Annotated in this window: 17 protein-coding genes; 1 reads left to right on the plus strand and 16 read right to left on the minus strand. The window is 63.3% G+C overall.

The window, feature by feature from the left end; translation table 11 throughout:
- Positions 1-14: 14 nt before the first annotated feature.
- The 16 genes from AC5O77_RS05825 to dnaA all read right to left on the minus strand — a co-directional run bounded on the left by AC5O77_RS05825 (position 15) and on the right by dnaA (position 20,333).
- Positions 15-3,233: a DUF6531 domain-containing protein gene (locus tag AC5O77_RS05825; protein ID WP_478057847.1), complete on the minus strand. Its 3,219-nt coding sequence runs from the start codon at positions 3,231-3,233 to the stop codon at positions 15-17.
- 192 nt (positions 3,234-3,425) lie between these two features.
- Positions 3,426-4,517, minus strand: a complete 1,092-nt coding sequence (locus AC5O77_RS05830) for a PA0069 family radical SAM protein (protein WP_414577308.1) — start codon at positions 4,515-4,517, stop codon at positions 3,426-3,428.
- Between the two features lie 147 nt (positions 4,518-4,664).
- Positions 4,665-5,408, minus strand: coding sequence for a pyridoxine 5'-phosphate synthase (locus AC5O77_RS05835; RefSeq protein ID WP_478057848.1), 744 nt, complete (start codon positions 5,406-5,408; stop codon positions 4,665-4,667).
- Between the two features lie 9 nt (positions 5,409-5,417).
- Positions 5,418-5,687, minus strand: a complete 270-nt coding sequence (locus AC5O77_RS05840) for a hypothetical protein (RefSeq protein WP_369352930.1) — start codon at positions 5,685-5,687, stop codon at positions 5,418-5,420.
- 40 nt (positions 5,688-5,727) lie between these two features.
- On the minus strand, positions 5,728-7,188 hold the full coding sequence (gene cls, locus AC5O77_RS05845; RefSeq protein ID WP_032129285.1) for a cardiolipin synthase: 1,461 nt from the start codon (positions 7,186-7,188) through the stop codon (positions 5,728-5,730).
- A gap of 101 nt (positions 7,189-7,289) precedes the next feature.
- Complete coding sequence (locus AC5O77_RS05850) at positions 7,290-7,703, minus strand: ExbD/TolR family protein (RefSeq protein ID WP_032129281.1); 414 nt, start codon at positions 7,701-7,703, stop codon at positions 7,290-7,292.
- A gap of 3 nt (positions 7,704-7,706) precedes the next feature.
- Positions 7,707-8,132 carry an ExbD/TolR family protein gene (locus AC5O77_RS05855; RefSeq protein WP_012509603.1) on the minus strand — a complete coding sequence of 142 codons (426 nt, stop codon included), beginning with the start codon at positions 8,130-8,132 and terminating at the stop codon, positions 7,707-7,709.
- 57 nt (positions 8,133-8,189) lie between these two features.
- Positions 8,190-8,951 carry a TonB-system energizer ExbB gene (exbB, locus tag AC5O77_RS05860; RefSeq protein WP_004132614.1) on the minus strand — a complete coding sequence of 254 codons (762 nt, stop codon included), beginning with the start codon at positions 8,949-8,951 and terminating at the stop codon, positions 8,190-8,192.
- A gap of 94 nt (positions 8,952-9,045) precedes the next feature.
- Complete coding sequence (locus AC5O77_RS05865) at positions 9,046-9,714, minus strand: energy transducer TonB (RefSeq protein WP_049399022.1); 669 nt, start codon at positions 9,712-9,714, stop codon at positions 9,046-9,048.
- A gap of 143 nt (positions 9,715-9,857) precedes the next feature.
- Positions 9,858-11,045: a tetratricopeptide repeat protein gene (locus tag AC5O77_RS05870; protein WP_032128511.1), complete on the minus strand. Its 1,188-nt coding sequence runs from the start codon at positions 11,043-11,045 to the stop codon at positions 9,858-9,860.
- A gap of 132 nt (positions 11,046-11,177) precedes the next feature.
- Positions 11,178-11,984 carry a M48 family metallopeptidase gene (locus AC5O77_RS05875; protein WP_032128510.1) on the minus strand — a complete coding sequence of 269 codons (807 nt, stop codon included), beginning with the start codon at positions 11,982-11,984 and terminating at the stop codon, positions 11,178-11,180.
- 71 nt (positions 11,985-12,055) lie between these two features.
- Positions 12,056-12,901: a CPBP family intramembrane glutamic endopeptidase gene (locus AC5O77_RS05880; protein ID WP_478057851.1), complete on the minus strand. Its 846-nt coding sequence runs from the start codon at positions 12,899-12,901 to the stop codon at positions 12,056-12,058.
- A 67-nt stretch (positions 12,902-12,968) separates the two neighbouring features.
- Positions 12,969-15,428 carry a DNA topoisomerase (ATP-hydrolyzing) subunit B gene (gene gyrB, locus AC5O77_RS05885; RefSeq protein WP_032128508.1) on the minus strand — a complete coding sequence of 820 codons (2,460 nt, stop codon included), beginning with the start codon at positions 15,426-15,428 and terminating at the stop codon, positions 12,969-12,971.
- A gap of 112 nt (positions 15,429-15,540) precedes the next feature.
- Positions 15,541-16,635, minus strand: a complete 1,095-nt coding sequence (gene recF / locus AC5O77_RS05890; RefSeq protein ID WP_369352928.1) for a DNA replication/repair protein RecF — start codon at positions 16,633-16,635, stop codon at positions 15,541-15,543.
- 990 nt (positions 16,636-17,625) lie between these two features.
- Positions 17,626-18,726: a DNA polymerase III subunit beta gene (dnaN, locus tag AC5O77_RS05895; protein WP_005411731.1), complete on the minus strand. Its 1,101-nt coding sequence runs from the start codon at positions 18,724-18,726 to the stop codon at positions 17,626-17,628.
- A 275-nt stretch (positions 18,727-19,001) separates the two neighbouring features.
- Positions 19,002-20,333, minus strand: a complete 1,332-nt coding sequence (dnaA, locus tag AC5O77_RS05900) for a chromosomal replication initiator protein DnaA (RefSeq protein WP_005411730.1) — start codon at positions 20,331-20,333, stop codon at positions 19,002-19,004.
- A 255-nt stretch (positions 20,334-20,588) separates the two neighbouring features.
- On the opposite strand from dnaA, the gene rpmH reads away from it, so the two are divergent.
- Positions 20,589-20,729: a 50S ribosomal protein L34 gene (gene rpmH / locus AC5O77_RS05905; protein WP_005411729.1), complete on the plus strand. Its 141-nt coding sequence runs from the start codon at positions 20,589-20,591 to the stop codon at positions 20,727-20,729.
- Positions 20,730-20,731 lie beyond the last annotated feature (2 nt).

A 20,731-nucleotide genomic window follows, 5' to 3' on the forward strand; every position in this document is an offset into this window, starting at 1 on the left:
CTTTTGGGCCTTCCTTAGCGTGGCTCTTCGCAGAATTTCGGGTTGCAGCTACCCTTGTCGTTTTCCGCCCTTACCGTCACCTGTGCCTGCGGCCCCCAAGCGGTGGGCCCAGATGCCAACTGGCCCATATATCCGAATTGCGCAACCCCACTGCCGGTGTTCACGGGCGAGACGATCACGGTGAATGTGGCTACAGCGCCTGGTGCGACCGGAGACGAAAGCCCGATGGCCTCGGTGGTCCGCAACGTCCTCAGGACCATATAGGTATCGCTTGGATTCCAGATGACATTGCCAGTGTTCCGGAACTGGAATGTCACGCTGGATGACTGGCCATTGAAGATATGAGGCGCCGAGGTTGAAGCGGAAACCAGCTCGGCGCTACGCACCACAGCAGGTACGGTGAAAGCACCTGAGCGATTGATGGTCAGGTTCGGACCGCCAACAGGCGAGATACCGTGCACGTATAGTGCTTTGCCCCCGTGATTCGATCTTACGTTGCCGTCAAGAGGGATCTTGAACCAATAGGCACTTCCGCGTGCCTGGCACGCATTGGCAACGTTTCCGTCGGTCGCCAAGTTGGCGCGGCCCGAAGCGACGAATGTGCCGCCACCAGCTGCGCCACCGGCATAGACGTGTACGTCGATCGAGGCGTCCACGCCAACTGAGCAGGCCCAGCCTTCAATGAAGAAGTTCCAGTTGCCGTCCTGGGTCACGCCGCCGATGTCACCAACGATGTTTGCCGTTGGAATCGCAAACACGCCTGAGTTCGCGAGCGGTCGGTCTTGGCCGCGGCCCTGCGGAGATTGGCCGTAGACGGAGAACTTGCGGCCGCCGAACTGCTGCCTCTGGGCTAGCGATATCGGCAACTGATACCTATAGGCACTCCCTGATGCTTGGCAAGCCGCTGCAACTCCTGGCTCGCTGGCAAGGTTTGCTTGTGTGCTACCCAGGTAGACGTTGCCGTCGGCGTAACCGTCCACCTGGATTGACCCAGCCGAGCCAGTGGAACAGGCCCAGCCACGCACGAACCAGTTCCACTGCGCATCATGAGTGATTTCGTCAATCACGCCGCTCACCATTGAATCCATCGGATAGTCGGTTTGTGAAACCTCAATGCGCGTGCGATTGGAAGCGTTGTTGTAGCTATGACGGGTCCACGCCCACTTGCCGTCCCCCATTGAACGGACTTCCTGCGTCAGGCGGCGCCCTGCATCGTAGCCGTAGCGGACTGTCACGCCATCGGGCTGGGTAAGCGAGGCGATGTCACCTGCAGCGGTGTAGCCAATGGCGGTCGTCGCCCAGCCTGTTCCCGAACTGGTTCTGTCGGACACAACGCGGCCACGGCCGTCATACGTCAACTCTCGCACACCACCGTTCGCGTTGACGATGCGCCCCGGCAGCCCCAGTCCGTTGTAGTTGGAATAGCTGATCGTATGACCAAGCGCGTTGGTGACACTGGTCAGATCGCCCTGACTGTTGAAAACGGAGATGACGTCGTCCTGCGCAAGCGGTCCATCGACTTTGATCGAGGCCTTCAATCCGTTTGGGTGATAGGTATACGTGCTTCGGGTCACTCGCGTCTGGCTGGGCACTCCACGTGCCGTCAGATTGCGCTCGGTTGCGCTGGCCACGTTTCCGTGATCGTCATAGGAATAGGCAACTTCAAGATCACCCACCACCGTTGTCTTGAGGAGTCGGTTGCGCGTGGTATCCCACTCCTGCAACGTTGTACGTTCGGCCGAGCTCCCGACCGCTTCCACCCGCTTCAGCAGGTAACCCTGTGCGCTGTAGTCGAAGTTGGTCAGATTGTCCTGGAAATCATGGACCAGATCCGGATATCCGTTGGCGTCATAACTCTGCTCCTTGTAGCTGGCAGGGCAGTTCGGCGACGGATCACCCTTGGTCGATACCATCTTTCCGTCCTTGAACGTGTAAGTGGTGCTACGACCAAGAGGGTTGATCACAGTGACATCAATATCGACGGGCCGCGTAAGGCTCGGCGCAGCGGCGGCCGTCATACCGAGAGCGCTCTCCATCGGCAGCGAGTCAACAGGCAGCGAGCGCGGTTGATAGCAGATCCGTGAGCCTCCGGTGCGCTGTTCGCACCATCCACGCTCTTCATCGGCACGGATACCGCCGGGTCGAGTCGGAGCGGGGGGCGGAAGCACCGGTTCGGTGCTGCGTACGGCGTAGCTGAAGCGGAACCGCTCAATGCCACCGTTGTGCTCTGTGCTGATGGCGCGGCGCTCCGCGTCGTACGCAAACGTGGAATAGCGCACGTCATTAAAAGACTTGCCAGTCAGGGCACCCGGGAAGCGGGCATCTTCGTAGTGGTAACTGATCTTCGTTGCAGGTGTGCCAGGCAGCGTCGTGCTGGCGAGCCGCCCACGTCCGTTCCCGAACACATTGGGGGTATAGGTGTAGCGATAGATGTTGCCGGCCGGATCGGTCACCTGACTGACCTGTCCGTTGGCCCAGCCAAAGCTGACGCTGCGTCCAGAGGAGTGCGTCACCTTCTGCAAGTAACGGTCAGCATAGGAGAACGTCCAGCTCACGCCCTGCTCATTGCTGAGTCGGGTGATATAGCCCTCGGCGTTGTAGGTCTCCGTACCGTTGTTTTCGTTTCGAAGCGTAAACGTGCCATTGCCGTTCGCGGACAGGTACGCGATGGGCTGGGCCTTGTCCTCATACCAGCGACCGCTGGCCGGATCCTTGAGGTACTTGATGCGACGACCGTCGGGCCGTTGCACCCACGCCAGCTGATTTGCATCGGTGAATGCGAGCGAATAGTCGAAGTTGCTCAGCCAGTGATTGCCGAACAGCCCGGTCGCGCTCCAGTAGTGATTGTAGTTGCGCTGCAGGAACAGGCCCATTTCGCCCTGGCTGGCGAAATCAAGTTCTGGTTCGACCTTGTTGCCGCTGTAGAGAACGACAGGATTGCCCTTGCGGCCGTTGCAATCCTTCTCTTTGTCATCGGTCGGCTGCTCCTTCGCGGTTTCGGTCGGAATTGCACCGCCGCCGCCGCCATTGTCCATTTGAGACTCGGACAGGTTGACACCACTGCCGCCGCCAAATCCAAAACCACCTACACCGCTACCTCCAGCAGGGCGTTTGGCGGTGACCTGAACGGTTTCGAGGGTGTTTGCCGCGGTTGCCAATGCCATCGGCAGGGAAAGCAGCGGCAGAAGAAGAAGACGGGACTGCAGGGTGTTCCGCGTTGCAACGTGCGTCATGCGCTTGCCTAGCTCCTCATCCGAGACCGACTCATTCAGTCATCGGGAATTCATTTTTGTAAAGAGTCTATGACAGCACGCTGTAACGGTGCAATGGAGGCACCTAATGTTTTTCGTGCATTGCCCATCAATGAGCTGGGCACAGCACAGCGCGACGAATCGCTGGTGCATAAACCAGCAGATGTACACGTTTCAGAAGAGTGAGCCCTGCGGCGAATCCTTCTTCGGCGGCAGCGGCTTCTGGAACCGGCTGCAATCCAGCTTCGGCCAATGGCTGTTCTGCGCATTGAAGCCCAGACGTTTGCGCGCCAGCTTGAAGCGGTTGTTCAACAGATCGGCATACACGCCCTGGCCCCGCATGCGCGTGCCGAACTGGCTGTCGTAGTCCTTGCCGCCGCGCAGCTGCTGGATGGTACTCATCACATGTGCGGCGCGATCTGGATGATGGGTGTCCAGCCACTCGCGGAACAGCGGTGCCACTTCCAGCGGCAGGCGCAGCAGCACATAACCGGCGGTGCTCGCACCTGCGTCGTGTGCGGCCTCCAGCACCGCTTCCAGTTCGCTGTCGTTGATCCACGGAATCACCGGCGCCACCATCACGCCCACCGGAATGCCAGCGTCATGGAGGCGCTTCATCGCGCGCAGCCGTGCGTGCGGCGCCGATGCGCGCGGTTCCAGCTTCGCGGAGAGGTGCGGGTCCAGCGAGGTCACCGAGAAATGCACGCTGACCAGGTTCTCCGCCGCCAGCGGTGCAAGCAGGTCGATATCGCGCTCGACCAGCGCGTTCTTGGTGATCAGCGAAAACGGATGCTTGGTTTCCAGCATCACTTCAATCAGCTGGCGGGTGAGTTTGAACTTGCGCTCGATCGGCTGATACGCGTCGGTGTTGATGCCCAGCGCGATCGGTTGCGGCACGTAGCCCGGTTTCGACAGTTCCTTGCGCAGCAGCTGGGGCGCATTGGTCTTGGCGAACAGCTTGGTTTCGAAATCCAGGCCCGGCGACAGGTTCAGATAGGCATGCGAGGGGCGTGCAAAGCAGTATGAGCATCCATGCTCGCATCCGCGATACGGATTGACCGACTGGCTGAAGCCGACGTCCGGCGAGGTGTTGCGGGTGATGATGCTGCGCGCGGTTTCGGCACGCACCTCGGTACGCAGGCGCGGGGCAAGGAACTCCTCGCTCTCGTCGACCGCCCAGCCGTCGTCCACCGCTTCGCTGACGGTGCTTTCAAAGCGCCCGGCAAGGTGGGACGTGGAACCTCGGCCCTTGATCGCAATACCCATTGCGGCAGGGTACGTCGTGGTTGTCTCAATGGCTGCGACGGCCGCCTGAAGGGTTCAGCGCCACCCATAGAGTCGAGCCGTGCTCGACTCCTACCCAGGGTGGCCCAAGACCGATGTCGAGCATGGCTCGACGCTACAGGGGAGGGGTCAGAGCAGCGCCAGGTACCCGCGCACCGTGGCGTCCAGCCCGTCGTACAGCGCCTCACCGATCAGCGCGTGGCCGATCGACACCTCCAGCACGTCCGGCACGTTGGCCAGGAAATCGCGCAGGTTGTCCTGCGACAGATCGTGGCCGGCGTTCACGCCCAGGCCAACGGCCTGTGCACGGCGTGCGGCAGTGGCGAACAACGCCAGCATCGCGTCAGCATCACCAGCCGCATGCGCCTCCGCATAGGGCCCGGTGTACAGCTCGATGCGGTCCGCACCCACTTCGGCCGCCTGCTCCAGCAGCGGGTTGCCCGCGTCGACGAACAGGCTGACCCGGCAACCCATCGCTTTCAGTTCGGCAATCAGCGGGCGCAGTCGTTCGGCATCGCGCTCGAAGTCGAAACCGTGGTCGGACGTGATCTGCCCATCGCCATCCGGTACCAGGGTGGCCTGCGCCGGGTGGGTCTGTGCACACAGCGGGAGCAGCCCCGGATAACCCTCGCGCGGCGGTGCGAACGGATTGCCTTCGATGTTGAACTCCACCCCACGCGCACGGGTCAGCGTGGACAGGGCCAGCACGTCCTCGGCGGTGATATGACGGCGGTCCGGTCGCGGATGCACGGTGATGCCATGCGCGCCGGCATCCAGGCAGGCCTGGGCGGCGCGTACCACGTCCGGTTCGGCACCGCCGCGCGAATTGCGCAGGACGGCGATCTTGTTGACGTTGACGCTGAGCTGGGTCATGGAACGAAACTACTTGGAAAAAGGGGATGGATCGTGATCGTTGGGGTCGTCACCCCGGCGGGCCTGGGCCTGTTCACGCAGGCGGCGCAGTTCTTCGGCATCGACCAGTGTGGATGGATCGCGCTGCGGATCACCGAAACGGGCCACGTAGCGGCCACGCACCCAGGCCAACAGGAAGGCGAGGGCGGCCAGCAGGCACAGGGTCATCAGCCCGGGGCTGGGGGTCTTCAGCGCGAAGGCGAAACAGCCCAGCGCCAGCAGCAGGTACAACCAGTACATAGTCGGGCTCCCCGGATGATCGGCGCAGTGTAGCGCTGCGTCAGAGCAGCGGCGAGGCCAGCCGGGCGAAGGCCTCGGGCAGGCGGTGCAGCCACAGCGAACGACCGGCCTGGTCGTGCACCCGCGTGGAACGGTCGAATTCGCCCTGCAGCAGTTCGGCCAGCGCAGCCACCCGGTCACGGTCGCTGATCATCATCGACAGCTCGAAGTTCAGCCGGAAGCTGCGGTGATCGAAGTTGGCACTGCCGACGATGCAGACGTCGTCATCGGCGATGAAGGCCTTGGTATGCAGCATGCGTGGGCCGTACTCGTAGATCTTCACCCCGGCATGCAGCAGCTCGTCGAAGTAGGAGCGGGCGGCCTGGGTGACGAACCAGGAATCGCTCATCTTCGGCACCAGCAGGCGCACGTCCAGCCCGCCCAGCGCGGCCGAGGTCAGTGCCATCCGCGCCGCTTCGCCCGGCACGAAGTAGGGCGTGACCAGCCAGACGCGCTCGTGCGCTTCCTGGATCGCCGCCACATGCAGGCGATGGATCGTTTCCCAGCCCGAGTCCGGGCCGGAGACCAGCACCTGGGCGTTGATCGCACCATCGCCGCGCAGCGGCATGTCAGCTGGCCACAGACGCGCGATGTCCATGCGCGAGGGATCCTGTCCACTGGCGTAGAGCCAGTCCTCGGCGAACACCAGCTGCAGGCTGCGCACCACGTGGCCGCGGATGCGCATGTGCAGGTCGCGGTAGGCATCCGCCCTGCGGCTTTCATCCTCGTCGTCGGTGATGTTGATGCCGCCGGTGAAGGCGAGGCGACCGTCGACGATCACCAGCTTGCGGTGGGTACGCAGGTTCAACCACGGGCGCTTGAATGGCTTCAGCAGCTGCCGTGGGTGGAACCAGATCGCTTCGCCACCGGCGTCGAGCAGCGGCTGCAGGAAGCGGCGGGGCAGGGCCGACGAACCCACCGCGTCGAGCAGCAGGCGCACCTGCACACCCGCGCGGGCGCGCTCGACCAGGGCGTCGCGCAGCGCGGTGCCGGCATGGTCCGGGTTGAAGATGTAGTACTCCAGGTGCACGTGATCGCGGGCCTGCGCGATGGCGTCCAGCAGGGCCGCGTAGGTTGCCGCGCCATCCACCAGCCAGGTGACTTCGGTGGCGCTGCTCGGCGCGAGCCCAGTCGTGGCCTGTGCGACCTTGGCCAGCTCGGTGCAGTCGGCGTCGGGTGGGCAGACATCGCTGTAGTGCTCCATCCCCGAGCGGGCACGGCCACGGCGCAGGCGCTGCCGCTTCACCTTCTGCGGGCCCAGCAGGTAGTAGATGAAGAGACCCAGGTAGGGCAGCAGCGCCAGCGACAGGATCCAGCTCAGCGTGGCCACCGGCTCGCGCTTCTGCAGCATGATCCAGCCCGCCAGCGCGAACAGGTACAGCAGATAGGCGACCGCCAGGATCGTGCCAAGGTGGGCGATGCCGTCGAGCCAGTGGCGCAGGGAGTCGAAGAGGGCGAGCATCCGCCGATCATAACGGTCCAGACCGTCAGGCATAAAAAAGACGCCCCTGTTTCCAGGGGCGTCTGCAGTCGCGTCATGACTGTTGTATTGCGGTGTAGCAGTTACTGCTGCACAAAACCGATCTTCTTCATCTGAGCGTTCTTCGCGGCAGCCAGAACCTTGGCCATCACGTCGTACTCGGAATCCGGGCTCGCATCGATGCGCAGTTCCGGCTGGTTGGTCGGGTCCTTCTGGACCTCGTTCTCCATCCGCTGCTGCAGCTCGCTCGCATTGATCGGGCTGTTGTTCCACGAGACCTGGTTGCTGGCGTCGATCTTGAGTTCGATCGGCGGCGGCGGTTCGACCAGCTGCGGCGGTGGGTTGAGCACGCGCTGCGGCAGGTCCACGGCGATCGGGTACGTCATGATCGGCGCGGTCACGATGAAGATGATCAGCAGAACCAGCATCACGTCCACGAGGGGCGTGACGTTGATGTCTGCCATGGGGCCTTTGCCACCACCACTACTGAATGCCATGGCTTACTGCCCCTTCTCTTTGGTCGCGACGAAGCCGACGTCCAGCATGCCCTGTTCCTGCGCGATCTTGGTCATCTCGTTGATGACACGCATCTTGGTGGTGCGGTCACCACGCAGGTTCAACGGCGGCTGCGGGGTCTGCTGGGCGGCGGTCGCCAAGCGCGACTCGAGAGTCTGCTTGTTGATTTCTTCGTCGTTCCAGTAGATCGAGCCATCTTCCTTGACTGCCAGGGTGATGGGGCCCTTGCGGTCGTTGGTGTCGTCCGGCTTCTGGACCAGGTTGGCCTCCGGCAGATCCACCTTGACCTTGTGGGACATCAGGGGCGCCGTGATGATGAAGATGATCAGCAGCACCAGCATCACGTCCACGAGGGGCGTAACGTTGATGTCGGCCATGGGGCCGCCGCTGTTACCACTACTGAAAGCCATAACGGGCTCCGTCTAGATCGTGTTGACTACGTTCTCGCTGGGTACAGCGCGTCGCAATTAGCGGACGCGCGAACCGGTGGCGAAGAAGTCGTGCAGGTCGTGCGCGAAGGTATCGAACTTGCTGATGGTCGCGCTGTTGATCTTGCTGAAGAAGTTGAAGGCGAACACGGCCGGGATCGCGACGAACAGACCGATCGCGGTCATGATCAGCGCTTCACCCACCGGGCCGGCAACGGCGTCGATCGAAGCGGAGCCGGTGGCACCGATCTTGATCAGCGCGCCGTAGATGCCCCACACGGTACCCAGCAGACCGACGAACGGAGCGGTCGCGCCGACGGTGGCCAGCAGGGTCATGCCCGACTGCAGCTTGTTGCTTTCGCGGGTCACGGCCTGACGCAGAGCGCGGTCGACGAACTCCGAACGGCTCAGGTTCTCACCCACGCCGCCGGTGGCGCCGCCTTCAGCGCGCTGGTGGTGGGCAGCCGCCTGGGCAGCGTCCAGGGCGATCTTGGAGAACGGCTCGGAAGCCGGCTGTTCTTCCATCGCACGGATGGCGTCCTGCGCGTTCGGGGTATCCCAGAACAGGCTGACGACGCGATCAGCGGCGCTCTTCAGGCGGGTGGCGCGGAAGATGTTGATGACGGTCCAGTACCAGGACATGGCCGACATGACGACCAGGGTCAGCAGCACGACCCAGGAAACCGCGAAATCACCCGGCTTGGTGGTCATTTCGTGGATCAGGTGCTCGAAGCCCATCTGCGACAGGGCGTTGGACGGATTGCCCCCGGCAGCAGCGGCGATGAAAATTTCCTGCAGCATGACGCTTACCTTTGTTGTGTGTGGTGATAAAGGGTGTAGCTAAGCTAAACAATCGAACTGGGAGCGGGGGTGGCCAGGCGGCCACCCGGACGCATCAGTTCAGCGCAAAGTTGACCGGGACGCGAACGCGACCTGCCGCCTTCTTACCGCCAGATTCAGCGGCGTTGAAGCGCCACTTGCGAGCTGCTTCCATCGCAGCACGGTCCAGGTCGCGGTTACGGCTGGACTTTTCCACCGTGACATTGGTGACGTTGCCGCTGGCATCGACATCAATGATCAGGATCACTTCGCCCTGGATACCCGCGCGGAAGGCTGCCGGCGGGTAGCGCGGCGGGTTCATGGCCTTCGACGAGATGTCCACGCTGGCCTCGATCGAGGTCGGCGGAGCCGGCGGCGACGGAGGCGACGGCGGGGTGACGATATCGCTCGGGCGCGGTTCCGGCACGTCCACGACCGGCGCCTGCGGCGGCGGCGGGACCGGCGACGGCTTCGGCGGCGACAGGTTCTTCACCGGCGGCGGCGGAGTATCCGTCGGCGGCGGCGGCGGCGGCGGCGGCGGCGGCGGCGGCGGGGCGTCGACGATCGTCACCATGACGTTGCGCTCCTTCTCAGCCACGGCCTTGGGAGCCACGGCGGGGATCAGGAGCATCATGAACGCGGCCAGATGCAGGGCAATTACAAACGCGATGCCGACGATGCGAGGCCAGCTCAGCCCCTTGTCATCGGGTTGTTCGTACCGGTGAACGACTAGTTGTTCCGTCATGCGCCAAGAGCTCAATAGTGGGGCCGGGATGCCGGGGGCGGAATCCCTGATCAGCGGTGCATGACACCGCAGGAACCTCCAAGCTTATACCAATCCTGAGCGCCTGCGCATCAACTGTGCAGGCATTCAGGCGTTATTCCTACTTACTTCAGGTTGATGATTTTTTTGGCATCAGCCTGGTTCTTCACACCCTTCGCCAGCGCCTGCTGGGCGGCCTGCTTGGCCTCCGGGATGCGACCTTCGGCATGCAGGACGCGTGCCAGGTTCAGGTAGGTCTCACCGTCCTTGGACAGCGGGGCAGCCTTCTGCCACGCATCGATCGCCTGCGGCACCTGGTCGGAGTAGTAGTAGGACTGGGCCAGCGCCAGGTAGACCTGGTAATCCGGCTTCAGGATGCCCTTCTGCAACCCTTCGTTGATGACCGCGATGACGTCCTTTTCCTTGTGTTCGGTGTTGGCATAGATCGAGTACAGCTGCTTGTACTCGCGCTCTTCGGTGAGCTGGCCGCTGCTGCGCAGCTTGTCCATCACCGCGGCAGCCTTCTCCATCTGATCGGCCTGCATGTACATGCTGGCCAGGTTCAGCTGGGCCTTCTTGTCGTTCGGGTTCTTGGCGGCCAGCGCCTCGGCTTCCTTCACCGCTTCACCGGACTGGCCGGCTTCGGAGAGGGCCGCCATCAGCAGCTGGTTCCAGTTGTCCTTCGGTTCGGTGGCGCCGGCGATGGCCTGCTTCAGCACCGGGATCGCTTCCTGGTAGCGCTCCAGCTGGTACAGCGCCTGGCCCTTGGCGATCAGCTCTTCCGGCTTGGTCGACTTGCTCTCGGCGAAGTACTTGTCCAGGGTCGCCAGGCCTTCGGCGGTCTGGTCTTCCTGCAGCTGCAGCTGGCCCAGCATCAGCATCGACTGGAAGTGGCCGTTGTTGTCCAGGCCGTTGAACTGCAGGACCTGCTTCAGGTAGGCCACGGCAGCCGGGGTGTCGTCGGTCTGGTAGGCGGCCTGCGAGGCCAGCTGCGCGGCCAGCGACTTGTCGTACTCGTTCGCGGCGCTGTCAGCCAGGATCGCGTCGGCCTGCGTGCGCGTCTCCGGGAACTTTTCCTTGTTGTAGCTGTCGATCATCTTCTGCAGCTTGCTGCCCAGCTTGGCCGATGCCTTGACGGTCGGCTCCTCGCGGGTCGCGTTCGGGTACAGCGCTTCGGCCTTGGCCTGCTTGCCGCCGCGGTTGCCACGCTCGGAGGAACGCGAGGACTGCGCGAAGGCATCGGTGACCACGGCGCCGGTCAGGGCGGTCGCGACGAGGACGGAAAGCACAGCTTTGTGGTTACGGAAAATCATCGTTCACCTCGATCGAACCGCCGGATAGCGGCAAAGTCGGACTGTCAGAAAAATCTGAGCCGCCAAACGTATCAGAAACAGATGGCGTGAGAAATCGTTTTATGTGCTGCAATACAGCATAGAACTGCGCACTCATCCGCACTTTGGCCGCAGCCCGGCCGCCTGCGCCTGCTGATAGACCGGCGTCAGTCCCGGTGCATCGCGTCGCAGTTCCTGGATACGGTTGGCTGGATCGGGGTGGGTGGACAGCCATTGCGGGCTGCGGCCGCCACTGGCGGCCATCATGTTCTGCCACAGGTCGACCGCCTGCGCCGGGTTGAAACCGGCCTGGGCCATCAGTCGCTGGCCGATCACGTCGGCCTCGCTTTCCTGGGTGCGTGAACCGGGCAGCAGGAAGGCGGTCTGCGCGCCCATGCCACCGAGCTGGTTGACGGTGCTGGCAGCGCCTTCTCCGTAGGCCGCGCCGGCCAGCGCACCGAGCACGGCCAGCCCGGTCTGCGCACCCATCTGCCGGGTGATGCGCTCTTCGTGGTGGCGGGCGATGACGTGGCCGATTTCATGGCCGATTACGGCAGCCAGCTGATCCTGGTTCTTGGCGACGGTGAAGATGCCGGTGTTCACGCCGACCTTGCCGCCGGGCAGGGCGAAGGCGTTGGGCTCCTTGTCGACGAACACGGCCGTCTCCCACCGTACGCCACGGTATTGAGGCGGCAGCTGCGCGACCAGGGCGTTGACCACGCACTGCACGTAACCGTTCTGGCGGCCGTCGGTGCTGATCTTTTCCTTCTGCTTGGTTTCGGCGAACGCCTGTGCGCCGAGCTGGTCCAGCTGCGCCTGCGACACCCCGCCCACCATCTGCCGACGGCCGGTAGGAGAGGTCGTGGTCGCGCAGGCGCTGACCAGGGTGGTGATGACAAGGGCCAGCAGCAGTTGTTTCATGGATCCACCCCCGTGTTCATATGCGCAGTGTGTAGCGTAGCGGCTTAATCTTTCGTCAAGCGGACACGGCGTTACGTTGCCCCGAAGAACACAAGTGCTGCAAGCGCCACGCCGTTGTTCAGCGCGTGCGCGGTGATCGCGGCCCAGAGCGTGCCGGTGCGCTGGTACAGCCAGCAGAACGCGGCACCCATGCCGCCATAGACCAGCCACAGCTGCGCGATCTCGGCCGGGCCGTTGGCACTGGTGCCAGGGATTTCATGGATCAGGGCGAAAGCAAGGCTGCTCAGTACCACGCCCAGCCACGGGCGCCCGGCCTTCCACAGGCGGCCAAACAGCACGCGGCGGAACAGCAGCTCCTCGTAGGCCGGTGCCAGTACCACCGCGAACAGCACCAGGAACAACGGGAAGCGCGCGATCGCACTCTGCATCAGCGCCAGATTGGTGGGAACCGGCTCGATGCCGAACTGCTTGGCCAGGAAGGCGATGCCATTGCTGCCGAGCACGATCAGGGTCGCCACCAGCAGGGTCCAGCCCCAGGCGGAGGGACGGCGCAGCGCCTGGCGCGACGCGTGGCGCTCGGCGGCATTGGCCGGCCGTCGCCAGAAGTACAGCAGCAGCGCGGCGCCGCCGGTGGCAAACAGCGCCATGAGAATCTGCGCAAGCGCGCCCGGCTGGCCCAGTGACGCCGCTACCGAACTGGCGTCGGGGGCACCAGCGCCGGCCTGCGCGTTCGCGTAACCGACCACCACGCCACGGTACAGGCCCCATAGCAGGCCGCTGATCAGGCTCAGGCCGAACAGGGTGACAGCGGCGATACCCAGGTCGATGAAAAACCCCGCCAACGGCGAAACGGCACGCGGCGCGGCAGAAGCCGGCGGAACCGGGGGCGGAGCGGAAACCGGGGCGGATGCGGACATCAGGTACCTGCGTTCAAGAGTCGAAGGCCGGCGCGCCTCCCCGCGCACCGGCCGTGTCCCGATTGTGTCAGATATCCAGGTTTGCGACCTTCAGCGCGTTGTCTTCGATGAAGTCGCGACGCGGTTCGACGACATCGCCCATCAGCGTGCTGAAAATCTGGTCGGCAGCGACAGCATCTTCGATGCGCACCTGCAGCAGTCGACGGGTTTCCGGATTCACCGTGGTGTCCCACAACTGCTCCGGATTCATTTCACCCAGACCCTTGAATCGCTGGATCTGGCGGCCGCGCTTGGCCTCCTCGAGCAGCCAGTTCTGTGCCTTGGCAAAGCTGTCGACTTCGATCGACTTGGCACCGCGGGAAATGGTCGCGCCTTCGCGGACCAGACCGTGCAGCAGCTTCGATGCCTGGTGGATCGCGCGCAGTTCGCCGCTTTCGAAGGCCGACATCGGCAGCACCTGGATGTGCTGTTCGCCCATGTGGCGACGGGTCACCAGCACAGCGGCCGGGCGCTCATCGTTGGCGTCCTGCAGTTCCAGCGTGAAACGCGGGCTGCCCAGGCTGCCCTGGTTGAGACGCTTGGCCAGTGCATCCAGGCCCTCGCCTTCGCCGGCAGCGCGCAGGCTTTCCAGGTCCATCGGGACGAAGTCGACCAGCGCTTCAAGCAGGTTGCGGTCGTAGCGGTGTGCGTTGCGCTCGATCGAATCCAGCGCCGCCGCGTAGGCCAGCAGCAGCTTCTCCAGCGCCAGGCCTTCGATGCCGGGCTCGCCGGTGGCCGGCACCAGTGCAGCGTTTTCCACTGCGCTGCTGGCCAGGTAGCTGTCCAGCGCCGGGTCGTCCTTCAGGTACAGCTCCTGCTTGCCCTGCTTGATCTTGTACAGCGGCGGCAGGCCGATGTAGACGTAACCGCGCTCGATCAGCTCCGGCATCTGACGGTAGAAGAACGTCAGCAGCAGGGTGCGGATGTGGGCGCCGTCGACGTCGGCGTCGGTCATGATGATGATCTTGTGGTAACGCAGCTTGTCCGGGTTGTACTCGTCACGGCCGATGCCGGTGCCCAGCGCGGTGATCAGCGTACCCACCTGGTCGGAGGACAGCATGCGGTCGAAACGCGCGCGTTCCACGTTGAGGATCTTGCCGCGCAGCGGCAGCACCGCCTGGTTCTTGCGGTTGCGGCCCTGCTTGGCCGAACCACCTGCCGAGTCACCCTCGACGATGAACAGTTCGGACAGCGCCGGATCCTTTTCCTGGCAGTCGGCCAGCTTGCCCGGCAGGCCAGCGATGTCCAGCGCGCCCTTGCGGCGGGTCAGGTCGCGGGCCTTGCGCGCGGCTTCACGTGCACGTGCGGCATCGACGATCTTGCCGGCGATCGCCTTGGCTTCGTTCGGGTTTTCCTGCAGGAACTCTTCCAGCCGCGCACCGAAGGCGTTTTCCACCGCCGGGCGCACGTCGGAGCTGACCAGCTTTTCCTTGGTCTGGCTGGAGAAGCTCGGGTCCGGCACCTTCACCGACAGCACTGCGATCATGCCTTCGCGCATGTCATCGCCGGTCAGGTTGATCTTGGCCTGCTTGGCGATGCCGTTCTGCTCGATGTAGTTGTTGAGCACACGGGTCAGCGCACCGCGGAAACCGGCCAGGTGGGTACCGCCGTCCTTCTGCGGAATGTTGTTGGTGAAGCAGTACATCGTCTCCTGGTAGGAGTCGGTCCACTGCAGCGCCACGTCCACGACGATGCCGTTGTGCTCGCCGGTGACTGAAATGACGTTCGGGTGCAGCGGGGTCTTCAGCTGGGCCAGATGCTCCACGAAGCTGCGGATGCCGCCTTCGTAGTGGAAGTCGTCGCGACGGCCATCGCCACGCTCGTCGGCAAGGACGATCTTGACGCCGGAGTTCAGGAACGACAGCTCGCGCAGGCGGCGGGCCAGGATGTCGTAGTGGAATTCCACGTTGTCGTGGAAGGCGACGGTCGACGGCCAGAAGCGCACGGTGGTACCGCGCTTGGTGGTGGCTTCCAGCTTGGCCAGCGCAGTCACGGCTGCGCCGTTGCTGAATTCCTGCTGGTAGTGGGAGCCATTCTGGAACACGTCCACCAGCAGCTTCTGCGACAGCGCGTTGACCACGCTGACGCCGACGCCGTGCAGGCCGCCCGAAACCTTGTAGCTGTTGTCGTCGAACTTGCCGCCTGCGTGCAGGACGGTCATGACCACTTCGGCCGCAGACACTTCGCGACCGAGCTTGGCGCTCATCTGCTCGTGCTTGCCGGTCGGAATACCACGGCCGTTGTCGGACACCGAGACCGAGCCGTCGGCGTGGATCGTCACTGCAACGTGGTCGGCGTGGCCGGCCAACGCTTCGTCGATCGAGTTGTCGACGACCTCGAACACCATGTGGTGCAGACCGGTGCCGTCATGCACGTCGCCGATGTACATGCCGGGACGCTTGCGGACAGCCTCCAGGCCTTCCAGGGCGGTAATGCTGTTGGCGTCGTAATTGCCGTTGTTTGCCGGGGTGTTCTGTTCGTCGCTCATTGCGCTTGCCGTAGGCTCCGCAGGTCGGGCACCGCTTGGGGCGATGCGCCGAGAATGAAAGGATTCCAACCCGAATTATACCAGCCGGGGTCGAGCGGCCCTGGTGTGCCCACTATGGCACAGCCACGATCTGTGCATGTTCCACGTGGAACCGGGCGATGTGGGTCATTTCCTGCAGCGCCGCCGGGGTTTCGGTGGCGGTGATGAAGATCTGTGCCGGCCCATTGAGCAGGCGCTCCAGTACCCGCGCCTGATGGGTGCGATCCAGCTCCGAGGCCAGATCGTCCAATGCGATCACCGGCCATTCGCCTCGCTGTTCCGCATAGTCCTCCGCCTGTGCCAACAGGCACGCCAACGCCGTCAGCTTGGCCTGGCCGCGGGACAGCGCATCACGACCTGGAATGCTGTGGAAATCCACACTCCAGTCCGCGCGGTGCGGGCCCACCGAGGTATACCCGGCCTGCCGGTCACGTTCCCGGGCCAGAAGCAGGGCATCGGCCAAGGGAAGCTCGTGCCGCCGCCAACCGGGGCTCAGCTCCAATCCCTGGATACCGAGCTGTGGAGCGAGGCTGGCGGCCAAGGCGACCGTGCGCTGCTGCAGACGCTCCAGGTAGTGCTGGCGGCGGCTGGTCAGTGGTTCTCCTGCCTCGGCCAGCTCGTGATCCCAGGTATCGAGCATCCGCGACGGCCCGCCCTGCTTGAGCAGGGCATTGCGCTGCTTCAGCGCCCGGGAGTAGCGACGCCACAGGGACAGAAAATCCGGTTCCACGTGGAACAAGCCCCAATCGAGGAAGCGGCGGCGGGGTTCACCACCACCACTGACCAGTGCATGGCTCCCGGGCTCGAACGTCACCACGGCCAGCGCTGCGCAGAGATTACCCAGCTGTGCGACATCCTCGCCGTCCAGTCGCCCCTTCCAGTCCTGACCACTGTGGCGCAGGCCGGCTTTTCGGCGGTGGGGCGGGTGATGGGCACGCTGTTCGTCCCATTCCACGAAGATTTCCAGCGCTTCCTGGCCCTGGCGTACCAGACCGTCGCGCACCCGGCCACGGAAGCTGCGGCCATAGGCCATCAAGTGCAGGGCTTCGAGCACGCTGGTCTTGCCGGCACCGTTGTCGCCGGTCAGCAGGTTCAATCCCGGCTGGGGCGACAGGTCCACCGCACTGAAACGACGCAGTTGGTGCAAGGCGAGGCGGCGGATCTGCATGGGGCGCGAAAGACCATCCGCACAAGGCGGTAGAGGGGCAGGGAATCCATCAGCTTACTGCATCGGTCAAGCCAGCCGTGCCGCCCCAGACATCGCCACTGTGCTGAAGCTTCCGTCTGGCAACCCTACGCGTGTTCCACGTGGTGGCGCTCCCTCACCTGGGCTCGCCTGGGTCTGGATACGCCCGGGAATCCTTGAATTCTGAGCGGCGGCGCAGGGTACCGGCCCTCAGATTTCAGCGATTTCAGCCTCATTCCGCGAGCATCGCCAGGTGCCCCGACGGTGGTTTGCGCGAACACCGCGCAGATTTCTTGAAATCTACGATGCGATGCCCTGGAGGGTTCCACAGATTTCAAGGAATTCGAGCCCGCCGTTTCACACTGTCCACAGCAGGTCTGTATGACTTATACACAAGGTATGGGCAAACTGTGGATAAAAAAGCCCTTTTGCCCGACCTGCGAAACTATCCACAGGTTCCCCCCCAGCCTAAGGGGCCTCTATACAGGGGGTTTCAGGTGCATAAATCTCTTCAAAATCAAATAGATAATGCATTTCTCCACGAAATCTGGGCCTACCATCACCACCATGCTTTAGATTTATACCCAGATTTAGAAGCTAGGCCGGCCCAGATCCGACCCAACGAGACCTGTGGACAGTGGCGTCTGCAGATGAAGCAACCGCAGCGTTGCGGCCCACGATCTGCTTCACCCCTCCCGCAAGTTCGGGGAACGTGCATCAGGCTGAAGACCCGGAACGGCATACTCGATCGAGAGCGGCTGGACAGCGCCCAAGCTCACAACCTGGATTCCAATCGCTCAGCACCGATTGCATCGGAAAGACAGCCAGGATCAATCGGCAACCAGCAATCTCAAGGAAGGCATTCACCCATACCTGGAGATCCGGCCATCGCGATGCTCCACGTGGAACCTGCAAAAAAAACGCCCGGGAAGATCCCGGGCGTCGTTCGGTTCCACGTGGAACACGCTGCTGTCAGAGACGCAGCGGCATCACCACGTGGCGCGACTTCTCGCTGCTGGATTCACGCACAAGCGCCGAGGAGTTGGAGTCGCGCAGCTGGATGATGACTTCCTCGTCGCGCAGGGCCGAAAGGGCATCCAGCAGGTAGTTCACGTTGAAGCCGATGGCCAGATCGCTGACCGTGGTGTCGGCTTCGATCTCTTCCTGGGCTTCTTCCTGTTCCGGGTTGTGCGCGCTGATCTTCAGGTTCCCCGGCGAGACTTCCACGCGGATGCCGCGGTACTTCTCGTTGGACAGGATTGCGGCACGCTGCAGCGAGGCACGCAGTGCTTCGCGATCAACCTTCACTTCGCGGTCGGCACCGATCGGAATCACTGCTTCGTAATCCGGGAAACGGCCGTCGATCAGCTTCGAGGTGAAGGTGACATCGTCGCGCTTGACGCGGACGTGGCTGCGGCCGACTTCCAGCTCGATCTCGCGATCGCCGCTCTCCAGCAGGCGCTGCAGTTCGGTCACGCCCTTGCGCGGCACGATGATCTGGCGCTTGGAACCACTGGGCTTGGCCAGGTCGGTTTCACACAGCGCCAGGCGGTGGCCGTCGGTGGCGACGGTACGCAGCGCATCGCCGCGCAGATCGAACAGCAGGCCGTTGAGGTAGTAGCGCACGTCCTGCTGGGCCATCGCGAACGCGGTGCGTTCGATCAGTTCCTTCAGGGTCGCTTCGCCGATGGCCACGCGCTCGGTGGCTTCCACTTCGTCAACCGACGGGAAGTCGTTGGAGGGCAGGGTGGCCAGGGTGAAGCGGCTGCGGCCGGCCTGCACGGTGATCTTGTCACCGGTCTGCGAGACGGTGATCCGGCTGCCGTCGGGCAGGGCACGGATGATCTCGAACAGCTTGCGGGCGGGGATGGTGGTTTCGCCGTCCTGGGCATCTTCAACCGCGATCCGCGACACCATCTCCACTTCCAGGTCGGTACCGGTCAGCGACAGCTGGCCGTTCTGCACCTGGACCAGGAAATTGGCCAGAACCGGAAGGGTCTGGCGGCGTTCGACCACGTTGACGACCTGTGCCAACGGCTTGAGAAAGGCTTCGCGCTGCAGTGTGAAACGCATGTGGTTCCGTGCCCCTATGCTTTAAAAAATGTGGAATAAATCAAAAGCTTGGTGGTGCTGGTAGAGACAGAATCGCTGGAAAACAACGCTAAGTCTTTGTAAATAAAAGAATTTCAGACATCGAAACCCTCTGTATTACCGACCCCCAGGGGGTGGGGAAAGCTGTGGATAAATTCGACGCGATTTCAGACGCCATTTTTATCCACAACGTGTCCCGCGCTTGCTACCGGATTCTGCACCGTTTTGTGCGATGACGCCTCATCGGCATCCGTGCATCATTCGCTCAGCTTCCGGATCAGCTTGTCCCAGTCCTCACGGAGCTTGCCGTCGGTTTCCATCAGGGTCCGGATCTGGCGGCAGGCATGCAGCACCGTGGTGTGGTCGCGACCGGCAAAGGCGTCGCCGATCTCGGGCAGGCTGTGCTCGGTCAGTTCCTTGGTCAGGGCCATGGCGACCTGGCGGGGGCGGGCCAGCGAGCGGGTCCGACGCTTCGACAGCAGATCCTTGATCTGCAGGCCGTAGTAGTCGGCAACGGTTTTCTGGATGTTGGGAATGCTGATCGCCTGCTGCTGGGCGCGCAGCAGGTCGCGCAGGGTTTCCTGGGCGAATTCGGTGGTGATCGCGCGGCCGGTGAAGTTGGCGCGGGCGGTCAGGGTATTCAGCGCACCCTCGAGGTCGCGCACGTTGGAGCGCATCTTCTTGGCGATCAGGAACGCAACATCATCGGGAATCTCGGCACCGCGTTCGCGTGCCTTGGCCAGCACGATCGCGGCGCGGGTCTCGAAGTCCGGCGGTTCGATCGCGACCGACAGGCCCCAAGCAAGCCGCGACTTCAGGCGCGCTTCCAGGCCCTCGACTTCGCGCGGATAGCGGTCGCAGGTCAGGATGATCTGCTGCTTGCCATCGAACAACGCGTTGAAGGTATGGAAGAACTCTTCCTGGGTGCGGTCCTTGCCGGCGAAGAACTGGATGTCATCGATCAGCAGCGCGTCCACCTGCTGGAACTGGCGCTTGAACTGATCCATGGTCTTTTCCTGCAGGGCCCGGATCATCGCGCTGAAGAACTGTTCCGAACGCAGGTACAGCACCTTCGCACCCGGATTGGCCTGGCGCATGGCATTGCCGGCGGCGAACATCAGGTGGGTCTTGCCCAGGCCCGTGCCTCCGTACAGCAGCAGCGGGTTGTGCGCGCGGTCGCCCGGCTTCTGCGCTGCCTGGAAGGCGGCGGCCAGGCCTAGCTGGTTGCTGCGGCCTTCGACGAAGTTGGCGAACGTGTAGTGATTGTCCAGATTGCCGGCGAAGGGCACCTGCGGTTCGCTGGACACATGCGCCGACGGCGTGGAAACCGGCGCGTTCTGCGCCTCCACGGGACGCGGGCGCGAGCCGATTTCAAGAAAAACGTCGCTGAAACCGGCGAAATGGGCCAGCAGTTCGCGGATCCGGGCCAGGTACAGCTCGCGGACCTGGTCGACGATGAAGGCATTCGGTGCATACAGCACCAGGCTGTCCACGCGCAGATCGGCCTGCAGCGGCTTCAACCAGGTATGAACGTCTTCCGGCGGGAACTCCGCTTCGAGGCGCTCGAGACTACGGGACCAGGCATCCATCAGCAATAATCGTCCGGTGGCCGGGGCATGGACGCGACAAGGCGCCCAAACACAGGCCGGAAAGGGGGGAAATGGATGGCTCAGACTACCACCGAGCGCCCGCCTTCGGAATGCTTGTCCCCTACTTATTCACAAAAACATCCACAGCTATTGCACAGCCCAGTGAATTCGCGTAGCTGCCAGGGGTTGACTTGGGGCGGGGTACCTCTCTAGAATTTCCGGTTCTTTCCGTCCCATTCATACGAGAGGCCCCCAATGGCCACGAAGCGCACCTACCAGCCCAGCAACCTCAAGCGTAAGCGCGACCACGGCTTCCGTGCCCGTATGAAGACCGCTGACGGCCGCAAGATCCTGTCGCGTCGCCGCGCCAAGGGCCGCAAAGTCCTGAGCGCCTGATT

It is taken from the genome of Stenotrophomonas sp. INTA L402-1, assembly GCF_059295135.1.

Bases quoted from the DNA above. Each gene is read 5' to 3' on its own strand.
- cls (WP_032129285.1), bottom strand. From the start codon at position 7,188: ATGCTCGCCCTCTTCGACTCCCTGCGCCACTGGCTCGACGGCATCGCC.
- dnaN (WP_005411731.1), bottom strand. From the start codon at position 18,726: ATGCGTTTCACACTGCAGCGCGAAGCCTTTCTCAAGCCGTTGGCACAG.
- AC5O77_RS05870 (WP_032128511.1), bottom strand. From the start codon at position 11,045: ATGATTTTCCGTAACCACAAAGCTGTGCTTTCCGTCCTCGTCGCGACC.
- AC5O77_RS05830 (WP_414577308.1), bottom strand. From the start codon at position 4,517: ATGGGTATTGCGATCAAGGGCCGAGGTTCCACGTCCCACCTTGCCGGG.
- AC5O77_RS05855 (WP_012509603.1), bottom strand. From the start codon at position 8,132: ATGGCTTTCAGTAGTGGTAACAGCGGCGGCCCCATGGCCGACATCAAC.
- gyrB (WP_032128508.1), bottom strand. From the start codon at position 15,428: ATGAGCGACGAACAGAACACCCCGGCAAACAACGGCAATTACGACGCC.
- recF (WP_369352928.1), bottom strand. From the start codon at position 16,635: ATGCAGATCCGCCGCCTCGCCTTGCACCAACTGCGTCGTTTCAGTGCG.
- AC5O77_RS05875 (WP_032128510.1), bottom strand. From the start codon at position 11,984: ATGAAACAACTGCTGCTGGCCCTTGTCATCACCACCCTGGTCAGCGCC.
- AC5O77_RS05840 (WP_369352930.1), bottom strand. From the start codon at position 5,687: ATGTACTGGTTGTACCTGCTGCTGGCGCTGGGCTGTTTCGCCTTCGCG.
- rpmH (WP_005411729.1), top strand. From the start codon at position 20,589: ATGGCCACGAAGCGCACCTACCAGCCCAGCAACCTCAAGCGTAAGCGC.
- AC5O77_RS05850 (WP_032129281.1), bottom strand. From the start codon at position 7,703: ATGGCATTCAGTAGTGGTGGTGGCAAAGGCCCCATGGCAGACATCAAC.
- AC5O77_RS05835 (WP_478057848.1), bottom strand. From the start codon at position 5,408: ATGACCCAGCTCAGCGTCAACGTCAACAAGATCGCCGTCCTGCGCAAT.
- AC5O77_RS05865 (WP_049399022.1), bottom strand. From the start codon at position 9,714: ATGACGGAACAACTAGTCGTTCACCGGTACGAACAACCCGATGACAAG.
- dnaA (WP_005411730.1), bottom strand. From the start codon at position 20,333: ATGGATGCCTGGTCCCGTAGTCTCGAGCGCCTCGAAGCGGAGTTCCCG.
- AC5O77_RS05825 (WP_478057847.1), bottom strand. From the start codon at position 3,233: ATGACGCACGTTGCAACGCGGAACACCCTGCAGTCCCGTCTTCTTCTT.
- exbB (WP_004132614.1), bottom strand. From the start codon at position 8,951: ATGCTGCAGGAAATTTTCATCGCCGCTGCTGCCGGGGGCAATCCGTCC.
- AC5O77_RS05880 (WP_478057851.1), bottom strand. From the start codon at position 12,901: ATGTCCGCATCCGCCCCGGTTTCCGCTCCGCCCCCGGTTCCGCCGGCT.